At 70.1% G+C, this 19,714-nt stretch carries 16 protein-coding genes; 6 read left to right on the top strand and 10 right to left on the bottom strand.

The genetic code is table 11. The features are described from left to right. The first annotated feature begins 10 nt into the window (after nucleotides 1–10). The 3 genes from DI272_RS43325 (at nucleotide 11) to DI272_RS43315 (ending at nucleotide 4,074) form a co-directional block, all read left to right on the top strand. Nucleotides 11–2,554, top strand: a complete 2,544-nt coding sequence (locus tag DI272_RS43325; RefSeq protein ID WP_109501353.1) for a carbohydrate binding domain-containing protein — start codon at nucleotides 11–13, stop codon at nucleotides 2,552–2,554. 72 nt (nucleotides 2,555–2,626) lie between these two features. Continuing rightward, nucleotides 2,627–3,400 (top strand): hypothetical protein, encoded by a 774-nt coding sequence (locus DI272_RS43320; protein ID WP_109501352.1) that lies wholly within the window; start codon nucleotides 2,627–2,629, stop codon nucleotides 3,398–3,400. Next, the gene (locus DI272_RS43315) at nucleotides 3,397–4,074 is read left to right on the top strand and encodes an alpha/beta fold hydrolase (protein ID WP_109501351.1); all 678 of its coding nucleotides are present in this window, start codon (nucleotides 3,397–3,399) and stop codon (nucleotides 4,072–4,074) included. Before DI272_RS43320 ends, DI272_RS43315 begins: the two co-directional genes overlap by 4 nt. A 22-nt stretch (nucleotides 4,075–4,096) precedes the next feature. On the opposite strand, the gene DI272_RS43310 is transcribed toward DI272_RS43315, so the two are convergent. The 3 genes from DI272_RS43310 to DI272_RS43300 form a co-directional block, all read right to left on the bottom strand. Next, on the bottom strand, nucleotides 4,097–5,104 hold the full coding sequence (locus DI272_RS43310; RefSeq protein ID WP_109501350.1) for a glycosyl hydrolase: 1,008 nt from the start codon (nucleotides 5,102–5,104) through the stop codon (nucleotides 4,097–4,099). A gap of 357 nt (nucleotides 5,105–5,461) precedes the next feature. Then, nucleotides 5,462–6,949, bottom strand: a complete 1,488-nt coding sequence (locus tag DI272_RS43305) for a cell wall metabolism sensor histidine kinase WalK (protein ID WP_109501349.1) — start codon at nucleotides 6,947–6,949, stop codon at nucleotides 5,462–5,464. Then, a complete protein-coding gene (locus DI272_RS43300) occupies nucleotides 6,939–7,634 on the bottom strand; it encodes a response regulator transcription factor (RefSeq protein WP_109501348.1) in 696 nt (231 codons plus the stop codon). The genes DI272_RS43305 and DI272_RS43300 overlap by 11 nt, the downstream gene beginning before the upstream one ends. A gap of 172 nt (nucleotides 7,635–7,806) precedes the next feature. Here DI272_RS43300 and DI272_RS43295 point away from each other — a divergent pair, with 172 nt between their 5' ends. Next, nucleotides 7,807–8,496, top strand: a complete 690-nt coding sequence (locus tag DI272_RS43295) for a DUF2202 domain-containing protein (protein WP_109501347.1) — start codon at nucleotides 7,807–7,809, stop codon at nucleotides 8,494–8,496. A gap of 233 nt (nucleotides 8,497–8,729) precedes the next feature. Here the strand turns inward: DI272_RS43295 and DI272_RS43290 are convergent, their stop codons facing one another. Further along, nucleotides 8,730–9,125, bottom strand: a complete 396-nt coding sequence (locus tag DI272_RS43290) for an SRPBCC domain-containing protein (protein ID WP_109501360.1) — start codon at nucleotides 9,123–9,125, stop codon at nucleotides 8,730–8,732. 5 nt (nucleotides 9,126–9,130) lie between these two features. Further along, a complete protein-coding gene (locus tag DI272_RS43285; protein WP_109501346.1) occupies nucleotides 9,131–9,733 on the bottom strand; it encodes an ABATE domain-containing protein in 603 nt (200 codons plus the stop codon). 32 nt (nucleotides 9,734–9,765) lie between these two features. On the opposite strand from DI272_RS43285, the gene DI272_RS43280 reads away from it, so the two are divergent. Beyond that, a complete protein-coding gene (locus DI272_RS43280) occupies nucleotides 9,766–10,902 on the top strand; it encodes an NAD(P)-binding domain-containing protein (protein ID WP_309221705.1) in 1,137 nt (378 codons plus the stop codon). Between the two features lie 185 nt (nucleotides 10,903–11,087). Here the strand turns inward: DI272_RS43280 and DI272_RS43275 are convergent, their stop codons facing one another. From DI272_RS43275 to DI272_RS43255, 5 genes are read right to left on the bottom strand one after another with little or no spacing between them, the layout of a single operon-like run. After that, nucleotides 11,088–11,720 carry a DUF6875 domain-containing protein gene (locus DI272_RS43275; RefSeq protein ID WP_109501344.1) on the bottom strand — a complete coding sequence of 211 codons (633 nt, stop codon included), beginning with the start codon at nucleotides 11,718–11,720 and terminating at the stop codon, nucleotides 11,088–11,090. Next, nucleotides 11,717–12,280, bottom strand: coding sequence for a hypothetical protein (locus DI272_RS43270; RefSeq protein ID WP_109501343.1), 564 nt, complete (start codon nucleotides 12,278–12,280; stop codon nucleotides 11,717–11,719). The genes DI272_RS43275 and DI272_RS43270 overlap by 4 nt, the downstream gene beginning before the upstream one ends. 9 nt (nucleotides 12,281–12,289) lie before the next feature. Then, the gene (locus DI272_RS43265) at nucleotides 12,290–12,490 is read right to left on the bottom strand and encodes an MbtH family protein (RefSeq protein WP_109501359.1); all 201 of its coding nucleotides are present in this window, start codon (nucleotides 12,488–12,490) and stop codon (nucleotides 12,290–12,292) included. 46 nt (nucleotides 12,491–12,536) lie between these two features. Continuing rightward, complete coding sequence (locus DI272_RS43260) at nucleotides 12,537–12,773, bottom strand: acyl carrier protein (protein WP_109501342.1); 237 nt, start codon at nucleotides 12,771–12,773, stop codon at nucleotides 12,537–12,539. Continuing rightward, complete coding sequence (locus tag DI272_RS43255) at nucleotides 12,770–14,173, bottom strand: class I adenylate-forming enzyme family protein (RefSeq protein ID WP_146238444.1); 1,404 nt, start codon at nucleotides 14,171–14,173, stop codon at nucleotides 12,770–12,772. The genes DI272_RS43260 and DI272_RS43255 overlap by 4 nt, the downstream gene beginning before the upstream one ends. Nucleotides 14,174–14,626: 453 nt before the next feature. Between DI272_RS43255 and DI272_RS43250 the strand changes: the two genes are divergently transcribed. Beyond that, the coding region (locus tag DI272_RS43250; RefSeq protein ID WP_309221704.1) for a non-ribosomal peptide synthetase at nucleotides 14,627–19,714 on the top strand (5,088 nt) is incomplete at its 3' end.

Here is a 19,714-nt window from a genome sequence, read left to right as displayed (position 1 = left end):
CAGGTTCGCCATGCCCAGAAACCGCCGAAGAACGCTCGCCGCCGTCCTCACCGCGGGCGCCGTCGTCACGGGCGCCGTCGCCTCCACCCCCGCCACCGCAGGGCCGCCCGGCCGGACCGCGGACGCGTTCGTGCAGCGTGAGGGTGCCGCCCTGACCCTCCAGGGCCGGCCGTTCCGCTTCGCCGGCACCAACCTGTACTGGCTCGGCCTGGACGAGAACGTCGGCGGTGTCGACCGGCCCACCTACTTCCGCATCGACGACGCCCTGAAGACGGCGCGCACCATGAACGCCTCCGTCGTGCGCTCCCACACCCTCGGCACCTCCCTGGGCTGCGCGTCCTGTCTCGAGCCGAAGCTCGGCGAGTTCAACGAGGACGCCTTCGCGCCCGTCGACTACGCCGTCGCCCGCTCCCGCGCCTACGGCCTGCGGCTGATCGTCCCGCTCACCGACCAGTGGGACTACTACCACGGCGGCTACTCCACGCTGGCCAGGTGGCTGGGCCTGAAAGACCCCAAGGACTTCTACACCGACGCGCGGGCCAAGGCCGCGTACAAGGAGTACGTCCGCACGGTGCTCGACCACGTCAATCCCTACACCGGGCTCGCCTACAAGGACGACCCGACGATCATGTCGTGGGAGCTGGGCAACGAACTGAACGACATGACGCGCTCCTGGGTGGACGAGATGGGCGCCTATGTCGGCGCACTGGCGCCCCGTCAGCTGATCTCGGCGGGCCGCCAGCAGGGCGTCGACGCCGCGGCCCTCGCCTCGCCCGAGGTCGACATCGTCGACGTGCACTACTACCCGTCGTCAGCCGGCGCCATGGCCGCGGACGCCGCCCGGGTCAGCGACAGGAACAAGGTCTATCTCGCCGGGGAGCACGGCTCCGACACCCTCACCGCGGCCGACGCCCTCGCTCTCGCCGACAACCCGGACGTCACCGGAGTGCTCTCCTGGTCGCTGTTCGGCCACGCCGACGACCACGGCTATGTCCAGCACGACGACGGCTACACCCTGCACTATCCGGGCGACACCGCCGCGATGCGCACCGACGTCCTCGCGAACGCGGCGCTGGCGAAGATGATCGCCCCGGGCCGGAACCTGCCCGCCGTACCGATGACCGCACCGCTGATCACCGCGATCACCAAGCGGTCCGGGATCAACGAGATCAGCTGGCGCGGCAGCGCCGGCGCCCACACCTACCGCGTCCAGCGGTCCACCGACGGACCCCGGGGACCATGGGCCACGCTCACCACGACCCCGGTCACCGACAACGACACGCCGTGGCTGGACGCCACGACCCCGCAGAAACGCGCCTGGTACCGGGTGAGCGCCCTCGACCGCGCCGGCCACGCCCTCGCCACCTCCACCGTCCTGGACGCCGGCCCCCGGCAGGACGTCCGGGTGGACCCGCTCCAGAGCTGGGCCCACACCTCCGAGCACAGCGACGGCCTGCGGCGCACACCCGACGGCGACGGCGTCCGTGTCGCCCCGCCGGCCCGCACCACGGGCCAGATCACGTGGCAGACCCGGAACCCCGAGACGTTCACCGCGCACTTCGCCGCCCGCGGGGACGGCATGCTGCCGACGGTGCAGGTCACCCGCGACGGGAAGACCTGGACGAAGGTGAAGGCCACCGTGTCCGGCACCGGCAGGTCCACCACCCTGCGCATCACACCTCCCGACGCCTCGGCGGGCATCCGGCTGCTGTGGCCTGCCTCCTCGCAGCCCGCCCCGCTGACCGGCGTCACCCTCGTCGAGGAGGCCGCGTCCATGGCCACCGAGGCACCCGGCGCCTTCCGGCAGCACCCTCAGGACGGCGCTACCGGCGTCCCCGTCGATGCCCCGCTGACCTGGACGGCCGCCGAGGGCGCCGCCCACTACACGCTGACCCTCTCGACGCACGAAGACCTGTCGGACCCCGTCCTCGACGTCACCGGGCTGCGCGCCACCAGTTACCGCCCGCCCGTCAACCTCCGGCCCAACACCACCTATCACCTGCGCGTCACCGCAGTGAACGGCGTCGGTGCCCGCACCGCCGACGGCGCCCCGACCCGCTTCACCACCGGCGCCCTGACCGTCGACGACTTCGAGGACTACGCCGACAGCGCGGCCCTGTCCACGGCCTACGCCCGCAACACCGGCGGCGGCCCCGTCACCGTCACGCTCGACGCCGACCACACCGACGGCCAGGGCCACGCCCTGCGCGCCGCCTACGATCCCGCCGGCCCCGGTTACGCCGGTGTCATCCGCTCTCTCCCCACTCCGCAGGACTGGGGCGGCGCACGCAACCTGCGCCTGTGGGCCCGCTCGGACGGCACCGCGGACCAGAGCCTGACGGCCCAGTTCGTCGCGGGCGGCATCTACTGGGAGAAGACCGTCCCGCTCACCGACACCGACGGCGGAACGCTCACCCTTGCCCTGGCCGACTTCACCAACCCGCCGTGGGCCACGAAGGGCCCGCTGGACCTGACCGATGTCACCCAGATGTCGTTCTACTTCAACGGCAAGGCAGGCACGGTCTGGCTGGACTCGGTCACGGCCACGGACTGACGCACCGACTCGGCCGTCACGGACCGACTGCAACGAGCCGGCCCGTGACGGCCGTCCACCGGAGACACCTCCATGACCACATCCCTGCCGCCGTTCCTCCTGCTCACCCCCGTCGTCCGCACCAACTCCTGGGGTTCACCCACCGCGGTCCCGGGCCCTGACCACAAGCCGGAACTGCTGTGCGCCCCGCGTCCGTGCGAGGTCATCTGCGGATTCCACACATCCGAACGGACAACCGACCTGTTGGAGACCCTGGCGGTGCCGCACCCCGGCCACTGGACGCGGGTGCTGCGTTCCCCTTCCGGCAGACGCTCCTACACCGTGGCCGTCTATGCCACCGTGGCGGACGACATTCCCGGGGATCGCGGACTTCTCGTAGCGCTGCTGCTGCACCATGTCCGCCCGCAGGCGGGAGAGGCCCTGTACCTGACCGACAAACACGTCGACGCATCCCTCCTGGCGGACATCGTCGGCCTCGCTCCCACCGGCCCGGCCGTCATCCGGGCCGTCCCCGCCGACACCCCGGGCGAAGTGCAATACCGGGCGCCCGCAGAGGAGTTCGTGCTCTCGCGAGTGACGGTGGGCGCGGAAGCCGTGCGCCGGACCCATCCCGGCCCGCAGGTGCTGCCGTGCTGGTCCGGCGAGGTGCGACTGGGGCCGGGGGAGGACCCGGCCGCGGGGTCCGGTCCGGGTCTCGCCCCCGGTGGTGCCGTGTTCGTTCCGGCCGGTGCTCCCTGCCGCGCGGTCGGCGGCGCGGACGACACAGAGACCGACGCGGAGGCTACGGTGGCCGGCGCGTCGGCCGTGCTCCACCGCGCGGGTGTTCCCCTCGACGCGGCCTCATGAAACTCGCCACCCGCAGCTGGGGCGAGGGCCCCCGCACGGCCGTCCTGGTGCACGGCCTCATGGCGGACTCCCGTACCTGGCGGCCGGTCGCCACCGCCATCGCCGACCACGGCTACCGGGTCGTCGCCGTCGACCTGCGCGGCCACGGTGCGAGCCCGCCCGCCGCTTCCTACGGCCCCGCCGAGCTCGCCGCAGACCTGCTGGAAACCCTGCCCGCAGGACCCGACTTGGCGATCGGACACTCGCTCGGCTCGGCCGCCCTGCTGCTCGCCGCCCCCGCCCTGCGATGCGCTCGCGCGGTGCACTGCGATCCCGCGTGGCTGCCCCGCCCCCGTGACCTGGCCGCCCTGCGCGCTGTCAAGCACTCGACCTGGCGCGAACTGCGTGCCGCGCACCCCCGCTGGCACGACGACTGCATCACTGACGAAAAGCAGGCCCTGGCGGCATGGGACCCGCAGTCCGTCACGGCCCTCGCCCGTCTGCCCGGTCTGCCCGTCCGCCCGGAGGTCCCCTCGCTGGTCCTGCTCGCCGATCCGAGCGAGCGGATTCCGCCGCCCGCGGCGACGACGCTGCGCCGCCGGGGCTGGCAAGTGCGCACGGTGGAGGGTGCGGGGCACACCCTCCACCGTGACGATCCCGCCGGGTTTCTGCACGGACTGCGCGACTGGCTGTGACACGCAGCCCGCGCGGGTTGCCTCAGGGGAGGCTGATCTCACCCTGGTTGAGGACGCGGGAGTGGAAGTACGTCGCCTGTATTTCGGCGTTGGTGTTGTTCCCGCGCAGTTGTTCCGACCACATCATGAACCACGCCCACCGGGGCTGGCTGTCCAGGAACGCGCCGGTCGGCATCTTGCCCATCTCCGCGATGGCGATGGGTTTGGTCCCGGCAATGTTCCGTATCTGCTGGTAGTCGGCGGAACTGGGGTAATTCTTGTACCAGGCGTCCAGCGAGACGACATCCACGTATCCGCTGCCCGGGTAGTAATTGCTCCAGCCGCCTGCCGGATTGTCCTGGACGTTCCACACCCAGATCAGATTGTCCAGACCCTTGGTGACGGCGAGGTAGTCCCGGGTTATCTGGTAGAGGCGGGCACTGCCGTTGGCGCCGGGCCGGTTCCCCCACCAGTTCCAGGACTCGTTCATCTCGTGCAGCGGACGGAACAGGACGGGGACGCCCGCGTTCTTCAGCTGCTGGAGATAGGGGACGACTTCGTCCAGGCGCCGCTTCCACGCGGTGTTCAGCGCCGTGCCGTCGGTGATGATCTGCGAGAACTGCGCGTCGGTGATGTGCGACTTCACGCCCCCCTCGAAGGCGCAGGTGCTGCCGCCGGTCGGTGGGCAGACGTGCCAGGTCAGGGCGACCAGCGAGCCGTTGGCCCACTCGGTCTTCGCCTGGTCCGCCACCCGCTGCCGGTTGGCCACGTCCGTGGCGTTGAACATCAGGTCCCCGCCCCACAGCCCCGGGTACTGCCCGGTGATGTCCTTCACCTGCTGCGTGTACTGTCCCGGCGAGGTGGCGGGCTCCTTGTTGTGCTGTCCGGAGACGATGTGGTTCCCGGAAATCGATTGCAGATAGTTCAGGACATTCTGTTTGGGAGTGGCGGGAAACGCGTGCGCCGATTCCGTCCCCGGTGACACGAAGACGGCGGCAATGACGGTCCCCGCGGTGAGGGCTGAAGCGAGGCCGAGCCGGATTCTCTTCATGGCATCCCAGCTTCCGTGCTTGCTCGAACGGGTTGCTTGCAGCCATGAAGGTGGCCGCCTTCGCCGCCCCCGTCAATGACTCGCACCGCTCCCGCAGCCAAAGGGCATCAATATTTACTTAACGTTTCCTAAAATCCCCCGCTGCCCCGCTACTTCCTGCACTATGTGCGTTTCAGCCGAGAACCTGGCGGACGCCCATTTCGAGACGCCTGAGGTCTCGGCCGGAACGAATATTTTCCAGCGAAGCCGTGACGAAGACTTTAGGCGCGCTCAGACAACGGCGATGGAGTACCACGGGGGGCGTTCGGCGGTGTCGGTGTCTCGTCGGCGCGAGTGCGGCGGTCCGGAGGCAAGGCGTCAAATGCCCCTGGGCGTACTCGCCTCGGGCCCGAACCGTGGCTCCACGCCGGGGCGGGAAACGAGCTGTGACCCGTGAGGTGTGGCCTTGGGCAGCCGGAGCGTCATCCGCGTCCCGCCGCCCGGTCCCGACTCCGCGGTGGCCGTGCCGCCGTGGGCGGTGACCAGCTCCTTGACCACGGCGAGGCCGATTCCGCTGCCGCCTCCGGCACGTGCGCGGGCCCCGCACCACAGCCGGTCGAAGATGTGCGGCAGCTCGTCCGCGGGGATACCGGGGCCGGTGTCGGCCACCTCGACGACGGCTTCGGCGGGTGTGGCGGACGTGGTGACGGTGACGGTGTCGCCCGGGTGGCAGTGCCGGGCGGTGTTGCTCAGCAGGTTGCCGAGGGCCTGGTGCAGCCGGTCGGCGTCGGCGTGCACCGGCAGGGGAGCGGGGCCCGGGACGGTGCGCACGGTCAGTCCGGCGGTGCGCAGCTCGGCCTCCCGTCCGGCCACGGCTGCGCCGGCCAAGGCGGTCAGATCCACCTCGGCCAAGTGCAGGGAGAGCCTGGCCGACTCGGCCTCGGCGAGTTCCCCGAGGTCGTCGATGATGCGGCCCAGCCGCAGGGCCTGGTCGTGCAGGGAGGCAAGACGGTCCGGGGTCGGCTCGGTGTAGCCGTCGCGGAGTTCCTCCAGCCCCGCTTGCAGCGAAGCCAGGGGCGTGCGCAGTTCGTGGGCGACGTCGGCGGCGAGGCGGTGGCGGGCCTGTTCGGCGTGGCCGACGTCGTCGGCCATGGCGTCGAAGGCGCGGGCCAGGTCGCCCAGTTCACCGGGTGCGTCGATCCGGGCCCGGGCGCCGCGGTCCCCGGCGGCCAGCGCACGCGCGGTGGCGGCGACGCGGACGACGGGAGCCGTCAGGCGCCGGGTGACGAACCAGCTCACGCCCAGCGCCAGGGCCAGCGCGCCGACGGCGGCCGCGGCCACCCAGCCCCAGGCGACGGACCGGCCCGCCGCCCCGGAGCCGGCCGGGAAGACGAGGCGTACGGAGCCGACCGTGTGGCCGTCGACCACCACCGGAGCGGTCACGCCGGAGCCCGGGGCGGCGCCCTGTCCGTGATGTCCACGACCGGAACCGGGCATGCCGTGCTCGTCCTCCGACCCCGAGCCCGAGTCGCCGGAGATCATCTCGTCGTCCGCACCACGCACCGTGAGCACCGCGTCGGCGCCGGTCGCGACGGAACGCGCGGTCGACAGATCTGCCGTTGCCCAGCCGCCCGCAGCCCGGTAGGCGTCGGCGGCGACCGCGGCGACCCGGTCGGCGGCGTGCCGGCGGTCGGCCTGATGGGCGCTGTTGAGCCCGCGGTCGGTTCCGACGAGCGCCGCGGCCGTCAGCAGCGCGACGGACGCCAGCGCCACCACGGCGAACGCGGCGAACAGCCGTCGCCCGAGCGGGCCGAGCCCTGCGGACGGCAGAACGCCGGAGCGTGGCGAACGCGGCTCACGTGTCACGGGCCCACCCCAGGCGGTAGCCCACACCCAGCACCGTCTCCACCAGGTCGGGACCGGCGTCCCCGAGCTTGTGCCGCAGGTTCTTCACATGCGAGTCGATCGTCCGCTCGTACCCGGAGAACTCGTAGCCGCGCACCCGGTTGACCAGCTCGTAACGCGAGAACACCCGGCCGGGCACCGACGCGAGCGCGGTCAGCAGACCCCACTCGGTGGGTGTCAACTCCACCGCAGAGCCGTCCAGTTCCGCCTCGTGCCGGACCTCGTCGATCCGCAACCGTCCTTCGCCGTACGACGAGACCGGCGCCGCCCTCGCCGCCGTGCCCTCGGCCCGCTGAAGTACCGCGGCCACCCGCAGCACCACCTCGGTGGGGCTGAACGGTTTGGTCACGTAGTCGTCGGCGCCGAGCCGCAGCCCGTGGATGCGGTCCTCGACGGTGGTCCGCGCGGTCAGCACCACCACCGGCACCCGCCCTCGCTCGCGGGCCTCGCGCAGCACCTCGTCGCCGTCCACGTCCGGCAGCCCGAGATCGAGCAGGGTCAGGTCGATCCCGTGCTCGCCGAGGAGCCGCACGGCCTCGGCGCCCGACCCGGTCGTCAGCACCCCGTAGCCCGCGCGCTCCAGGTAGCGGCGCAGCAGCTCGCGGATCTCCTTCTCGTCCTCGACGACGAGCACGGTGGCGGCCATGCCCTATGTCTACGCGCCCCACGCATGGCCCCGGGAGGGGCCGAACAGCCCAGACCATCCGGCGGTCGTCTCCATCCCGTCTCCATACGCACAGCACGTCGACTGCAGGGCGCGGAGCGACGGTGACGGTGCGGGATCGGAAGACGCTCCCGCGGACCCGAGGAGGTTCGCCATGAAGCGCAACATCAGGATCGCGACGGCGGTCACCGCGGGTGCCCTGGCCATCGGCGGAGTGCTGGCCGTCGGCCCGGTGACCGCGGGCACGGGCGGTGCCGCGCCCGTGGCCGAGCAGACCATGTCCCAGGGCGTGATGGCGGACGCCCCGCACCACGGCCGCCACCACGGCGGTGACATGGGCGGCATCCGGCAGCACGACGGAACCTGCGGCGGAGCCGCGCTCGCCGAGCAGGGCACCCTGACGGCCGCCCAGAAGGCCACGCTGGCGAGCATGGCCGAGGAGGAGAAGCTCGCGCACGACCTGTACGCGGCGTTCGCCGAACGCTACGACGTGCGGGTCTTCGAGCGGATCGCGGCAGCGGAGACCCAGCACCTGACCGCCGTGCGCACTCTGCTGGACCGCTACGACATCGCCGACCCGACCGCCGACCGGCAGACCGGTGAGTTCACCGACCCTGCCGTCCAGGCCACCCACGACCGGCTCCTGAAGCAGGGTGACGACAGCCTGCGCGCAGCCCTGAAGACCGGCCGCACGGTCGAGACCGACGACATCGCCGCGCTGACCAGGGCACTGTCCGGACTCACCGCCCCGGACACACGCCAGGTGTACACCCACCTGCTCGCCGCCTCCGAGCGGCACCTGACGGCGTTCGAGCACTGGACCGCCGACGAGTCAGACGAGTAGGGCGAGCAGGACGAGCAGGCGAGCGGTCGCGCAGGAGACGGTCCCGGCCGGGACCGTCGAGCCGTCAGGGGCCGGCGAGATCCGCGGTGATGCTCAGCCGGCAGCGGCACCTCCACGGGCGTCCGCGTCAGGCAGTCCGCACACGACAGCGCATGAGGGCGCATCCCACGGCCTTCCTGCTGAACTCCCCTATTCAGTAGCAGAGTTCAGCATTGCGAGAAAGGCCGATCCGGTCACTGCCGGTCGAGGGCGGTGGCGATCTGCTCCATGACGTGCTGCCAGTGAGTCCGTTGCCGTTCGCGTTCTTCCGCGTCGGCCAGGTGCTCCTGATGGAAGCGGAGCATGGTCCGGGCTCCGTCGGCTGCCGGCGCGAGGGCGACCTGGAGTGTCGTGGTGCCGAGGGTGACACGGATGCGGTCCATGGGGCGGTAGCTGCGCACCTCGCCCGCCACTCCTTCGTCCGTCCGGTAGGCAGCGCCCCGTTCCGGGGTGAGGATCGCGCCGGGGCCGAGCCAGAGGCTGATGCCTTCGGGGCTGCTGACGAAGTCCCAGACGATCGCTGCGGGATGCGGCAGGGTGCGGGACACGCCGATCTGCCAGCCGACGTCCTTGGTGAGTCCTGTGGGCATGGTGGTCATCCTTCCTCGGTGTGGCGGGCGCGCAGGGCCCTGACCTTGTGGCGGTTGCCGCAGTGCTCCATGGAGCACCAGCGGCGGCGACCGGGGCGTGAGGTGTCGACGTAGATGAGGTGGCAGTCCTCGGCTGCGCAGGTACGGATGCGGTGCGCGAAGGGGCCGGTCAGGAGTTCGACGGCGTCCCGGGCGACGGTGGCCGCCAGGTGCGTTCCGGTGAGGGCCGGGACCCACCGCCGCTTCCCGTCCGGGGCGATGGCGGGGGCCATGGCCGGACGGGCGGCCGCCTCATTGATGACCTCGAGATCGCGGGGCGGGTGAGGCTCGCCGCGCGTATGGGCGATGACCACCATGAACAGCGCGTCGCGCAACGCCCGTATGTCGACCACGTCCGCTGCGGAGATGTCCAGTACGGGAGTCGGGGTCAGCCGGGACCGGTCTGTCCAGGCAGCCAGGTCGGCGGGCTCGTGCAGGACCTCGTACCGGCGGTAGGGGCCGGGGCCGCCGGTGGTCAGCAGTTCCAGGCACAGCGCGCCGGGGGCGAACCGGTAGGTGACGCCGGTATGGGAGCGCAGCGTCAGCCCCTTGGTTGCCGAGGGTTCCATGTAACCAATATAACTGGTTACACGATGGTGGGGTGGCAGTTGGGCAGTTGGTCATCGACAGACCGCAGGACATTCCGCGACCGTGCGGCGATCCGTCACCCCGAGGCGCCGCGCGGCTGAAGCGGGCCCAAAACGCCCGGCTGCCGTCGCCACGACTGCCTCCATGCCGCCCGGATGACACTTACCTTCCGGTGAGTACTGCACTAATTAGTCCGTACTGGTCAACTCTGCTGAGCCTGAAGAGGATTGAGGCATCAACGAAACCTTCCGCACGACATGAGAGCAGTGACATGCACGAGATCCACGAAACCGACGTGAGCATCCTTGGACTCGGCGCGATGGGAAGCGCGCTTGCCGAGGCTTTGGTGAAGGCCGGACTGCGGACCACGGTCTGGAACCGCTCGGCGGGCAAGGCGGAGGCACTCGTCGCACGAGGAGCCACTGAGGCCGCCTCAGCCGCCGAGGCGGTCCGCGCGAGTCCGCTCGTCGTCGTCTGCCTCTTCGACCACGACTCGGTGCACCAGGTGCTCGACCCGCTTGTGGACGACCTGGCGGGGCGGACGCTGGTCAACCTGACCACGACCAAGCCCGAACAGGCGAGGCGGTCGGCCGCCTGGGCCGCCGAGGCACGGATCGCCTACCTGGACGGCGGCATCATGGCAGTTCCCTCCATGATCGGACAGCCAGGGGCCACGATCCTGTACAGCGGTTCGGAGGAGGTGTTCCGCGGGCACGCGGCACTGTTCGACCGGTGGGCGACCAGCACCTACTTCGGCGAGGACGCGGGGCTGGCGTCGCTCTACGACTTCGCGTTGCTCTCGGCGATGTATGTGATGTTCGCGGGGTTCATGCAGGGTGCGGCCATGCTGGCACCGGCGGGCGTGCCGGCGACCCGGTTCGCGGAGATGGCCGCCCCGTGGCTGACCGCGATGAGCGGAGAACTCACCGGGTACGCCAAGGTCATCGACGGCGGCGACTACACCATCCCAGGGCAGCAGAGCCTTACGTTCTCCAACCTCGGCCTGTTCATCGAAGCGATCACCGACCAAGGGGTGAGTGCGGAACCGGTCGCCATGGTCCAGCGCCTCATCCAGCAGCAGGTGGACGCCGGCCACGGCACGGAGGGATTCGCCCGCATCATCGAGAGCCTCAAGCACCCCGGCGCATGACTGACTCCTGATGACGACGGCAGCCGCGACACCCGTTGTGCGCCTGCCGAGGAAGTCGCCGTAGAGGCGAGCTGCGGCGGGAGCGTCGTTCATCCGGGCAGCCCGCGTCGAGCAGTCGCTCGTCTCGTCGGCGGGGGCTGTGACGGTGTCGCAGTCCCCGCCGACGGCCAAGAGGCCGGCGGAGTCTACGGCGCACCACCGTATGCCTGCTCGGCTTCCTGGTAACGCTCCACCAAGTGCGCGTCCATCACGGTGGACCCCGGTCCGAAGAACTTGCCGAACCGCTTCCGGTACTGCTGGAACCAGTGCGGTCGCTCGGACAGGAAGAAGACGTCGTGCAGGGCGATGGCACGGATGGCGAACAGGGGCAGGGGTGCCTTGCTCACCGCGAAGCGGGGGTTGCGTGCGGCCGTCACGTCGCAGTTCTCGTGGAACTGGCCGATCATCAGCCCCTGTGCCACGAAGGCGTCCTTCACCCGCGCGTGCGCCTGGTCAAGCAGTCCGGTGTCCTCGCGGCGCAGGTCGGGAAGGGCGACCACCATGGCCCGCAGCATGGGATTGCGGCCCTGCCAGGTCGTCAGCTCGTACTCCCGCAGACTGCTGCGGGCGATCTCCTCGATGAGCTCCAGGGTCGGCGCGTGGCCCGCCAACCGCAGCCGGATCTCCATCGTGCGGTTCTTGCGTGAGGGCGCCACGAACGGACAGATGGGACCCGTGCGGCCGATCTCCGGATGGCTCGCCGAGATGTACTCGGTCAGCCATTGCTCGACGGTCTCCAGCGCGGACGCGAAGTCGACCAGCGATGCCGTGGACGTCATGACGCACCGGTCAGTTCGGCGACGCGGTCGACGGCGACCCGTGCGAGCCGCTGGATCTCCGACTGGTCCGGGACGCGCGCGTTGACAAAGGTGAGAATGTCGTCCTTGGCGACGATCACCCAGGCCGTCTCGATGCGGAAGTGGTCGACGGCGGACAGCCACCGCACAAGAAAGCCGCCGTCTCCCAGTTCGACGGGCCCCAGATCCACCCTCGAGATGTCCAGTTGCACGCCGTCGTTGAGTTCCATCCGGTACTGCGCGCAGGCCTGCACCGCGTCGAAGAGCTCCTGGTAGATCTGCCGGCAGGTCCCGTGGCCGAACTGGGCGACATGGTGGAACACCACCGACCCCACGACGTTCGTGAACAGCGCGGAGGCGTGGTGCACCGTCTCGGGATGCGTGCCGTGCGTGAGCATGTTGGTCAGGTCGACGATGGCCCGCCCCGACGCGTCGCCGGAGACGTAGACGGGATCGTAGGCAGCGCTCGGCTCCTCGCCGTAGAACGACTCCTCGAGGTCCTCCTCCCGTAACAGCAGCTGCTGGAATGCGGCGTCGTCCATCGAGGTCTCCTATCGGCGCACGAGGCTCAGAGGGCGCATGTCGGTCCAGTGCTCCTCGACGTAGGCGAGGCAGGTCCGGCGGTCGCTCTGGCCGAGCGCGACCGTCCAGCCCGCGGGCACCTCGGCGAACGAGGGCCACAGCGAGTGCTGGCCCTCGTCGTTGACGAGGACCAGGAAGGTGCCGTCGGGGTTCTCGAAGGGGTTGCTCATCATCGCTCCCTGCACAATGCGGTCGGACGGGGGCCAGGTGGATCGGTCAGTGTTCCTGCCCGATCCGGGTCACATAGGTGTGGATGCCGTCGATCGAGGTGAACTGGGCCATGTCGTCGAACTGCGGCTCGATGACCACGCCGTGCCGTTCCTCCAGGACGTGCTGAAGGACCAGCAGGGTGAAGGAGTCGATCACGAGCTCGGCGTCGTCGGTCAGTTCCTCGGGCGGTCCGAGTCCCGCGTTCTCGGCCAGTATCGTTCTGAGGTCGTCTTTCGAGATCACTGGTCCCCCTGCGCCCGCGAGGGCGATTCCGACAGGACGCGTCCGTGCATCAGCGCACGGTCGCGGATCAGCTTCCCCATCGAGTTCCGCGGCAGCAGTCGCGTGACGTGGAACCGCTTGGGGATCTTGACAGGACTCAGCCGCTCCCGGCACCAGACCGTCAACTCGGCCGCGCCGACGGCGGGGTCGGCGCCCACGAACGCCTCGATGACCTCTCCGTGCGTCACGACCGCCTCCGTCACCCGGTCGTGGGCCAGGAGGACGTTCTCCACTTCCGTCAGGTCGACCTTCAGTCCGCCGATCACGGCCAGCGAGTCGGCCCGGCCGAGCATGCTGAGCACTCCGGTCGCGGGGTCCTGCCGGACCCGGTCGTAGGTCCGCAGCCAGCCGTCCGTGTAGCGGTCGGCGTGTTCGCCGTACAGATACGGCGAGCGGTCCATCCGCACATACAGCTCCTCGTCGACGACCTTGACCTCGGCCCCCGGCACCGGGAGCCCCAGTTGCGGAGGGGTAGACGTGCCGGACAGGTCACCCGCGATCAGTCCGATCTCGGTCAGTCCGTAGACCGGGCTGATCGGCAGGCCGAAGCGCGCACGGAAGGTGTCGTACGTCTCCTGCGGCACCCGCTCGCCGCCGGACACCGCGAGGCGCAGTGCGGGCAGGCGCGGCCGGTCGGCGACGCGGGACAGCAGGTCGTAGTGGACGGGGGTCCCGTACACGGCGGTCGTCCCGGTGGCCGCCATGAGCCGTACGACCTCGGCCGGGCGCAGCGTCGGCGGGATGATCAGCGTCGCCCCGGACGCGAGGGCGTGGAGTACGCCACTGACCAGGCCCATGTTGTGCATGACCGAGTTCAGCAGCATCATCCGGTCGTCTGCGCCGGGAATGCCGGGGAGGGCGGCGTGCCGGTCGATTTCGGCCAGGACGGAGTCGGCGGGCCGGCCGATCACCTTGGGCCGGCCGGACGAGCCCGAGCTGAACTGCACCAGTCGTATGCCGTCGACGGCGGGTCGGCCGTCCGGCAGCTGCTGGACCGTGAAGTCCGACTCCTGACGGAATCCGGCCACCGGCCCTCCGGCGCCGGCCGCGGCGACCAGGTACTGCGGACGCACCTGCTGCACCAGCGGTTCGTACTCGGCCGGTTTGAGCCGGAAGTCGACCAGGACCACCTGCGCCCCACGGCTCCACAGGGCCAACAGCACCTGAATATAAGTGAAACTCGGCGTCATCCTCAGGAGCACCGAGCTGCCTTCGCCGATTCCCCGGTTCCGAAAGCGCTCCTCCAAGTCGGCCACCGCGCTGCGTAACTCTCCCCGGGTGACCGAAGTGCTCGACACGGCCCACGGATCGTCGTCCGCGCCATGGTTCAGCAGATGATTCACCCACTGCGTTCCTGCCATACGGGTTTCCTTTTGTGAAACAGCCTCGGGAAACGTGTGATCGGCATTTGTGGAAATTGAAGCTAACACCGCCGAGAAACGGCGGGCAAGAGCCAGGCGATCAAGGCGCACCGCCCCGCGAACGACGTGCGGACCCCGACACCGGTCACCGCACCGGCAGGGCACCGCCCCCCGGGCAGGGAATCCGCCCAGCGTGTGGCGAGCATCCGCCATGCCCCCGCCGGGTTGTGCGGTGTGTCCCGCCGGCGGGACAGGCCCCGGACATGCACGTGGCATAGCCGATTGATCTCCTTGACCCTCCGGATCTCCCAGGGTTAGGTTTCCCTCAGTCGTGTTTCCGGGCGGTTACGTCCGGCTCCTGTACACACGCGGCGATCCACATCGCTCCGACACTGCGGAGTTCGCCGCTTCACTTCTGCGCGATCGAATTGACGACGCGCCGTCCAGGACATTGTGAGTTTTTCATTCCTGTCTCTCCGGCCGCCGTGCGGGGGAATTCTCGGAGGTGGAGACTTGTCCGTCAGTGCCGGCAGCACGCTGCCCCTCACGGCTGCGCAACGCGAAATATGGATCGCTGAGCAGCGCCTGGGGAGAGGTAGTCGAGTATTCCGGGTGGGGGAGTACCTGGAGATCCACGGAGGCGTGGACCCGCAGCTGTTCGAGCAGGCCCTGCGGCTCGTCGTCGCCGAGGCGGAGGCGCTGCACGTCCGCTTCGTCGCGGAAGGCGACGAAATCCGGCAAGCCCTCCGACAGCCCGCCGACTGGCCGCTCACGGTCACCGACCTGAGCGCGGAGCCGGACCCCGAACAGGCCGCCCGCGACTGGATGGACGCCGCGGTCGCCCGGCCCATGAACCCGGCCGAGGACCGGCTGTTCGAGTACGCGTTGCTGAAGGTGAGCGCAGACCGGTTCTGGTGGTACCAGGGCTACCACCATGCCGTGATGGACGCCTTCGGGTCCTTGCTGATCACACGCCGGGTCGCCGACGTCTACACCGCACTCGCCCGAGGGGGCCCGGTAGGAGCGAGCCCCTTCGGCACGCTGTCCGACCTGATCGCCGCCGAACAGGAGTACCAGGCATCGGCGCAATTCGCTCAGGACAGGGCGTACTGGGCGGGACGCTTCACCGACCGTCCGCAGCCGGCGGGAATCGTCGGCACGCCGTCGACCACGCCGGAGCGCTACCTCCGGCACACCACCGCCTGGGAGCCTGCGGAACACATGGCACTGCGCGACGCGGCCCGCCGGGCCCGCGTCCCCTGGTCACACCTGGTCATCGCCGCCGCGGCCCTCCATGTCCACCGGACGACGGGCACGGCCACCGTTGTCCTCGGCCTGCCGGTGACGGCACGCCAGACCCAGGTGGAGCGCCGCACCCCCGGTACCGCGGCCAACGTCCTACCGCTCCGGCTCACGCTGCGACCCGAGCTGACACTCGGCGAACTCCTCACCCAGATCGGCGAGCGCGTGCGCGAACTGGGCGGCCACCAGCGGTACCGGGCCGAGGACATCCAGCGCGACCTGGCACTGCCCGGCCACATGGGGACGTGGTACGCACCGGTCGTCAACGTCATGTCCTTCGACTACGCGATCACGTTTGCCGGCCTGCCCACCACCGCACACAACCTCACCTCCGGCCTGGTGGGCGACCTCACCCTCGCCGTGTGGGACCGACGTGACGGCGCCGGGCCGGTGGTCGACGTCAACGCCCACCCCGAACTGTGCACGCCCGAGGAACTGGCCGTTCATCACCGGCGCCTGCTCACGGCGCTGCGAGCCGTCACGGCAACGGATCCTTCCCGGCCGCTCGGGCGGGTGGATCTGCTGTCGGCGCGGGAGCGGGCGGCTGTGCTGTCGGTGCCGGCTGCTGTGGTGCCGTCGCGGGGGTCGTTGCCGGAGTTGTTCGAGGCGCGGGTGGCGGCGGCGCCGGGGGCGGTGGCGGTGGTGTGGGGCGACTCCACGCTGTCGTACGGGGAGTTGAACAAGCGGGCGAACCGGCTGGCTCATGTGCTGGTGGGGTGTGGTGTCGGTCCGGAGGACGTGGTGGCGCTGGCGCTGCCTCGCAGTGCGGATCTGGTGGTGGCGGTGCTGGCGGTGCTGAAGGCGGGCGCGGCTTACCTGCCTCTTGATCCGGCCTATCCGGCGGCGCGGGTGGCCCATATGGTCGGTGACGCCCGGCCGGTGCTGGTGCTGACGGCGACCGGGTTCCGTCCTTCGGCGGAGAGCGTGGCCGCGACGCCGGTACTGCTGCTGGACAGGCTCGATGTGTCGGATCGGCCCGCGGGCAACCCCGTCGTCGCGCTCGCGCCCGACAATCCCGCGTACGTCATCTACACCTCCGGCTCCACCGGCCGCCCCAAAGGCGTCGTCGTCGCCCACCGCAACGTGGTGCGGCTCTTCGATGCCACCCGGAAGTGGTTCGGCTTCGGTCCCGACGACGTGTGGACGCTGTTCCACTCGTACGCCTTCGACTTCTCCGTCTGGGAGCTGTGGGGAGCGCTGCTGCACGGCGGCCGACTGGTCGTGGTGCCCTACGAGGTCAGCAGGACACCCGGCGCCTTCCTCGATCTGCTGGCCGATCACGGCGTCACCGTCCTCAACCAGACGCCGTCGGCCTTCTACCAGTTGGCACAGGCCGACGCCGACGCCTCCCCGCCGGGCCGCGGACTCGCCCTGCGCACCGTCGTGTTCGGCGGTGAGGCACTCCAACCGTCCCGCCTCGCCGACTGGTACCGGCGCCACCCCGACGACACGCCGGCCCTGATCAACATGTACGGCATCACCGAGACGACGGTCCACGTGACGTACCAGCCGCTGACCAGGGAGCGAGCAACCACGGCGGCCAGCGTCATCGGCGTCGGCATCCCCGACCTGCGGACGTATGTGCTCGGCCCAGGACTTGAGTTGGTGGCGCCAGGCGTCGTAGGGGAGCTCTATGTCGCGGGAGCCGGTGTCGCCCGCGGCTATCTGGGCCGGCCCGGGCTGACGTCGGAGCGGTTCGTGGCGGACCCGTATGCCTCTGAGCCGGGCACGCGGATGTACCGCACCGGTGACCTGGTGCGGTGGAACCAGGACGGCGAGCTGGAGTTCGTCGGTCGCGCCGACCACCAGGTCAAGATCCGCGGCTTCCGTATCGAACCCGGCGAGATCGAGAACGTGCTGACCGACCACCGCGAAGTCGCCGAGGCCGCGGTAGTGGTCCGGGAGGACCAGTCCGGCGGCCCCCGCCTCATCGCTTACGTGGTGGCACGGGGAGCCCTCCGCGACGCGGACGTACGGGAGTTCGCGCGGGACCGGCTGCCCGACTACATGGTGCCGGCGGCCGTCGTCGTACTGGACCGCATGCCGCTCACCGCCAACGGCAAGCTGGACAAGGCGGCACTCCCGGAGCCGGACTTCACTGTGACCGGGTCAGGGCGGGAGGCACGCACGCCGCAGGAGCAGATCGTGTGCGATCTGTTCGCGCAGGTGCTGGGCCTGCCCCGGGTCGGCGTCGAGGACGACTTCTTCGACCTGGGCGGGCACTCGCTGCTGGCCACCCGCCTCATCGCCCGCATCCGTGCCGCGTTCGGCGCGGAGCTGGAGCTGCGCGCGCTGTTCGACGGGCCGACCCCGGCCGCGGTGGCGGCACTCCTCGACAACGCTGGACCCGCTCGGCCACCCCTGGCGGCGCGGGAACGCCCGCCGGCCCTTCCCCTCTCCTCCGCCCAGCGGCGGCTGTGGTTCCTGCACAAGATGGAGGGGCCGAGCGCCACCTACAACATCCCCCTCGTCGTACGACTGACCGGCACGTTGGACCGTGACGCGCTGCGGGCCGCGCTCGGTGACGTGGTGTCCCGGCACGAGAGTCTGCGGACGGTGTTCCCCGAGGCCGACGGCACTCCGTACCAGCACGTCCTCGACGGCGTGAACGTCGCGATGCCCACCACGGACATCACCGAGACGGAACTGCCGGACGCCCTGAAGTCAGCAGCCCGGCACGCCTTCGACCTGGCGGCCGAAATCCCCCTCCACGCAGAGCTGTTCACAGTGACCGAACACCGACACGTGCTGCTGCTGGTCGTGCATCACATCGCGGGTGACGGTTGGTCGTTGGGCCCGCTCGCTGCTGACCTGACGCGTGCCTATACGGCGCGGGTGGAGGGGCGGGTGCCGGAGTGGCGTGGGTTGGCGGTGCAGTACGCGGATTACACGTTGTGGCAGAACGAGCTGCTGGGTGACCAGAACGACCCGGACAGTCTGTTCGCGACGCAGATCGCCTACTGGCGGGAGGCGTTGGCGGGTCTGCCGGATCAGCTGACGCTGCCTGCGGACCGTCCGCGTCCGGCGGTGATGTCCTACCAGGGCGATTACCTCACGGTGGATATAGACGCGGATCTGCACCGGCGGTTGTCGGATGTCGCGCGGGCGTCGGGTGCGAGTTTGTTCATGGTGTTGCAGGCGGGCCTGGCTGCTTTGTTGACTCGGTTGGGGGCGGGGGAGGATGTGCCGGTGGGCAGTCCGGTGGCCGGCCGCACCGATCAGGCGCTGGATGAGTTGGTCGGGTTCTTCGTCAACACGCTGGTGTTGCGCACGGATACGTCGGGTGATCCGAGTTTCGCCGAGTTGATCGCGCGGGTGCGGGAGCGGAGTCTGGCCGCCTATGCGCACCAGGATGTCCCCTTCGAGTACCTGGTCGAGTTGCTCAACCCGACCCGCACTCTGTCGCACCATCCGCTGTTCCAGGTGATGCTGGCGCTGCAGAACGCCCCCGAGACAGAGCTGGAGTTCCCGGGACTGCGAGCCGAGATCGAGTTGGGCAGGACAGGTACGGCGAAGTTCGACCTGTTCTTCAGTCTCGCCGAGCGGCGCGGGGAGCGCGGTGAGCCGCAGGGCATCAGCGGGGCTGTGGAGTACTCCAGCGACATCTACGACGCGCCGACCGTGCAGGCCCTGTTCGACCGTTGGCTACGGCTGTTGGATGCGGCCGTGTCCGATCCCGACCGTCCGCTGGCCGGCATCGACATCCTCACTTCCGACGAACACCGGCGTGCCGTGGTGGAGTTCAACGACACCGCGCGTGCCGTGCCGGATGCGTGCCTGGGTGAGCTGTTCGTGCGGCAGGTGGCTGCGACGCGGGATGCTCCTGCGGTCACCGACGGCGCTGTCACGCTCACGTATGCACAACTCGACGCGTGGGCGAATGAGTTCGCTTGCGAGGTGATCGGCAGGGGAGTGCGGCCCGGTGACGCGGTCGGTGTGCTTCTGGAGCGTTCGATCGCGACGGTCACCACGGTGCTGGGTCTGATGAAGGCCGGCGCGGTCTACGTGCCTCTCGACGCCCGTTATCCGGCCGACCGCATCCGCCATGTCCTGGCCGACACCGGCGCGCGTCTGCTGATCACCGACGAACGGGCGGTTCCGAAATCAGGTGTCGAGGGCGTGGAGTTGCTCCACATCGAGTCTCCTCGGAACATCGCGTCCGACCCTGGTGATCCCGGGGTGGGTGTGCGTTCGGGGGATGCGGCGTATGTGATGTACACCTCGGGTTCGACGGGTGCG

It is taken from the genome of Streptomyces sp. Act143 (genome assembly GCF_003143935.1).
Lineage (GTDB): Bacteria > Actinomycetota > Actinomycetes > Streptomycetales > Streptomycetaceae > Streptomyces.
The sequence above is the reverse complement of the archived record's forward strand: the minus strand, read 5'-3'. Positions and strand labels throughout refer to the sequence as shown.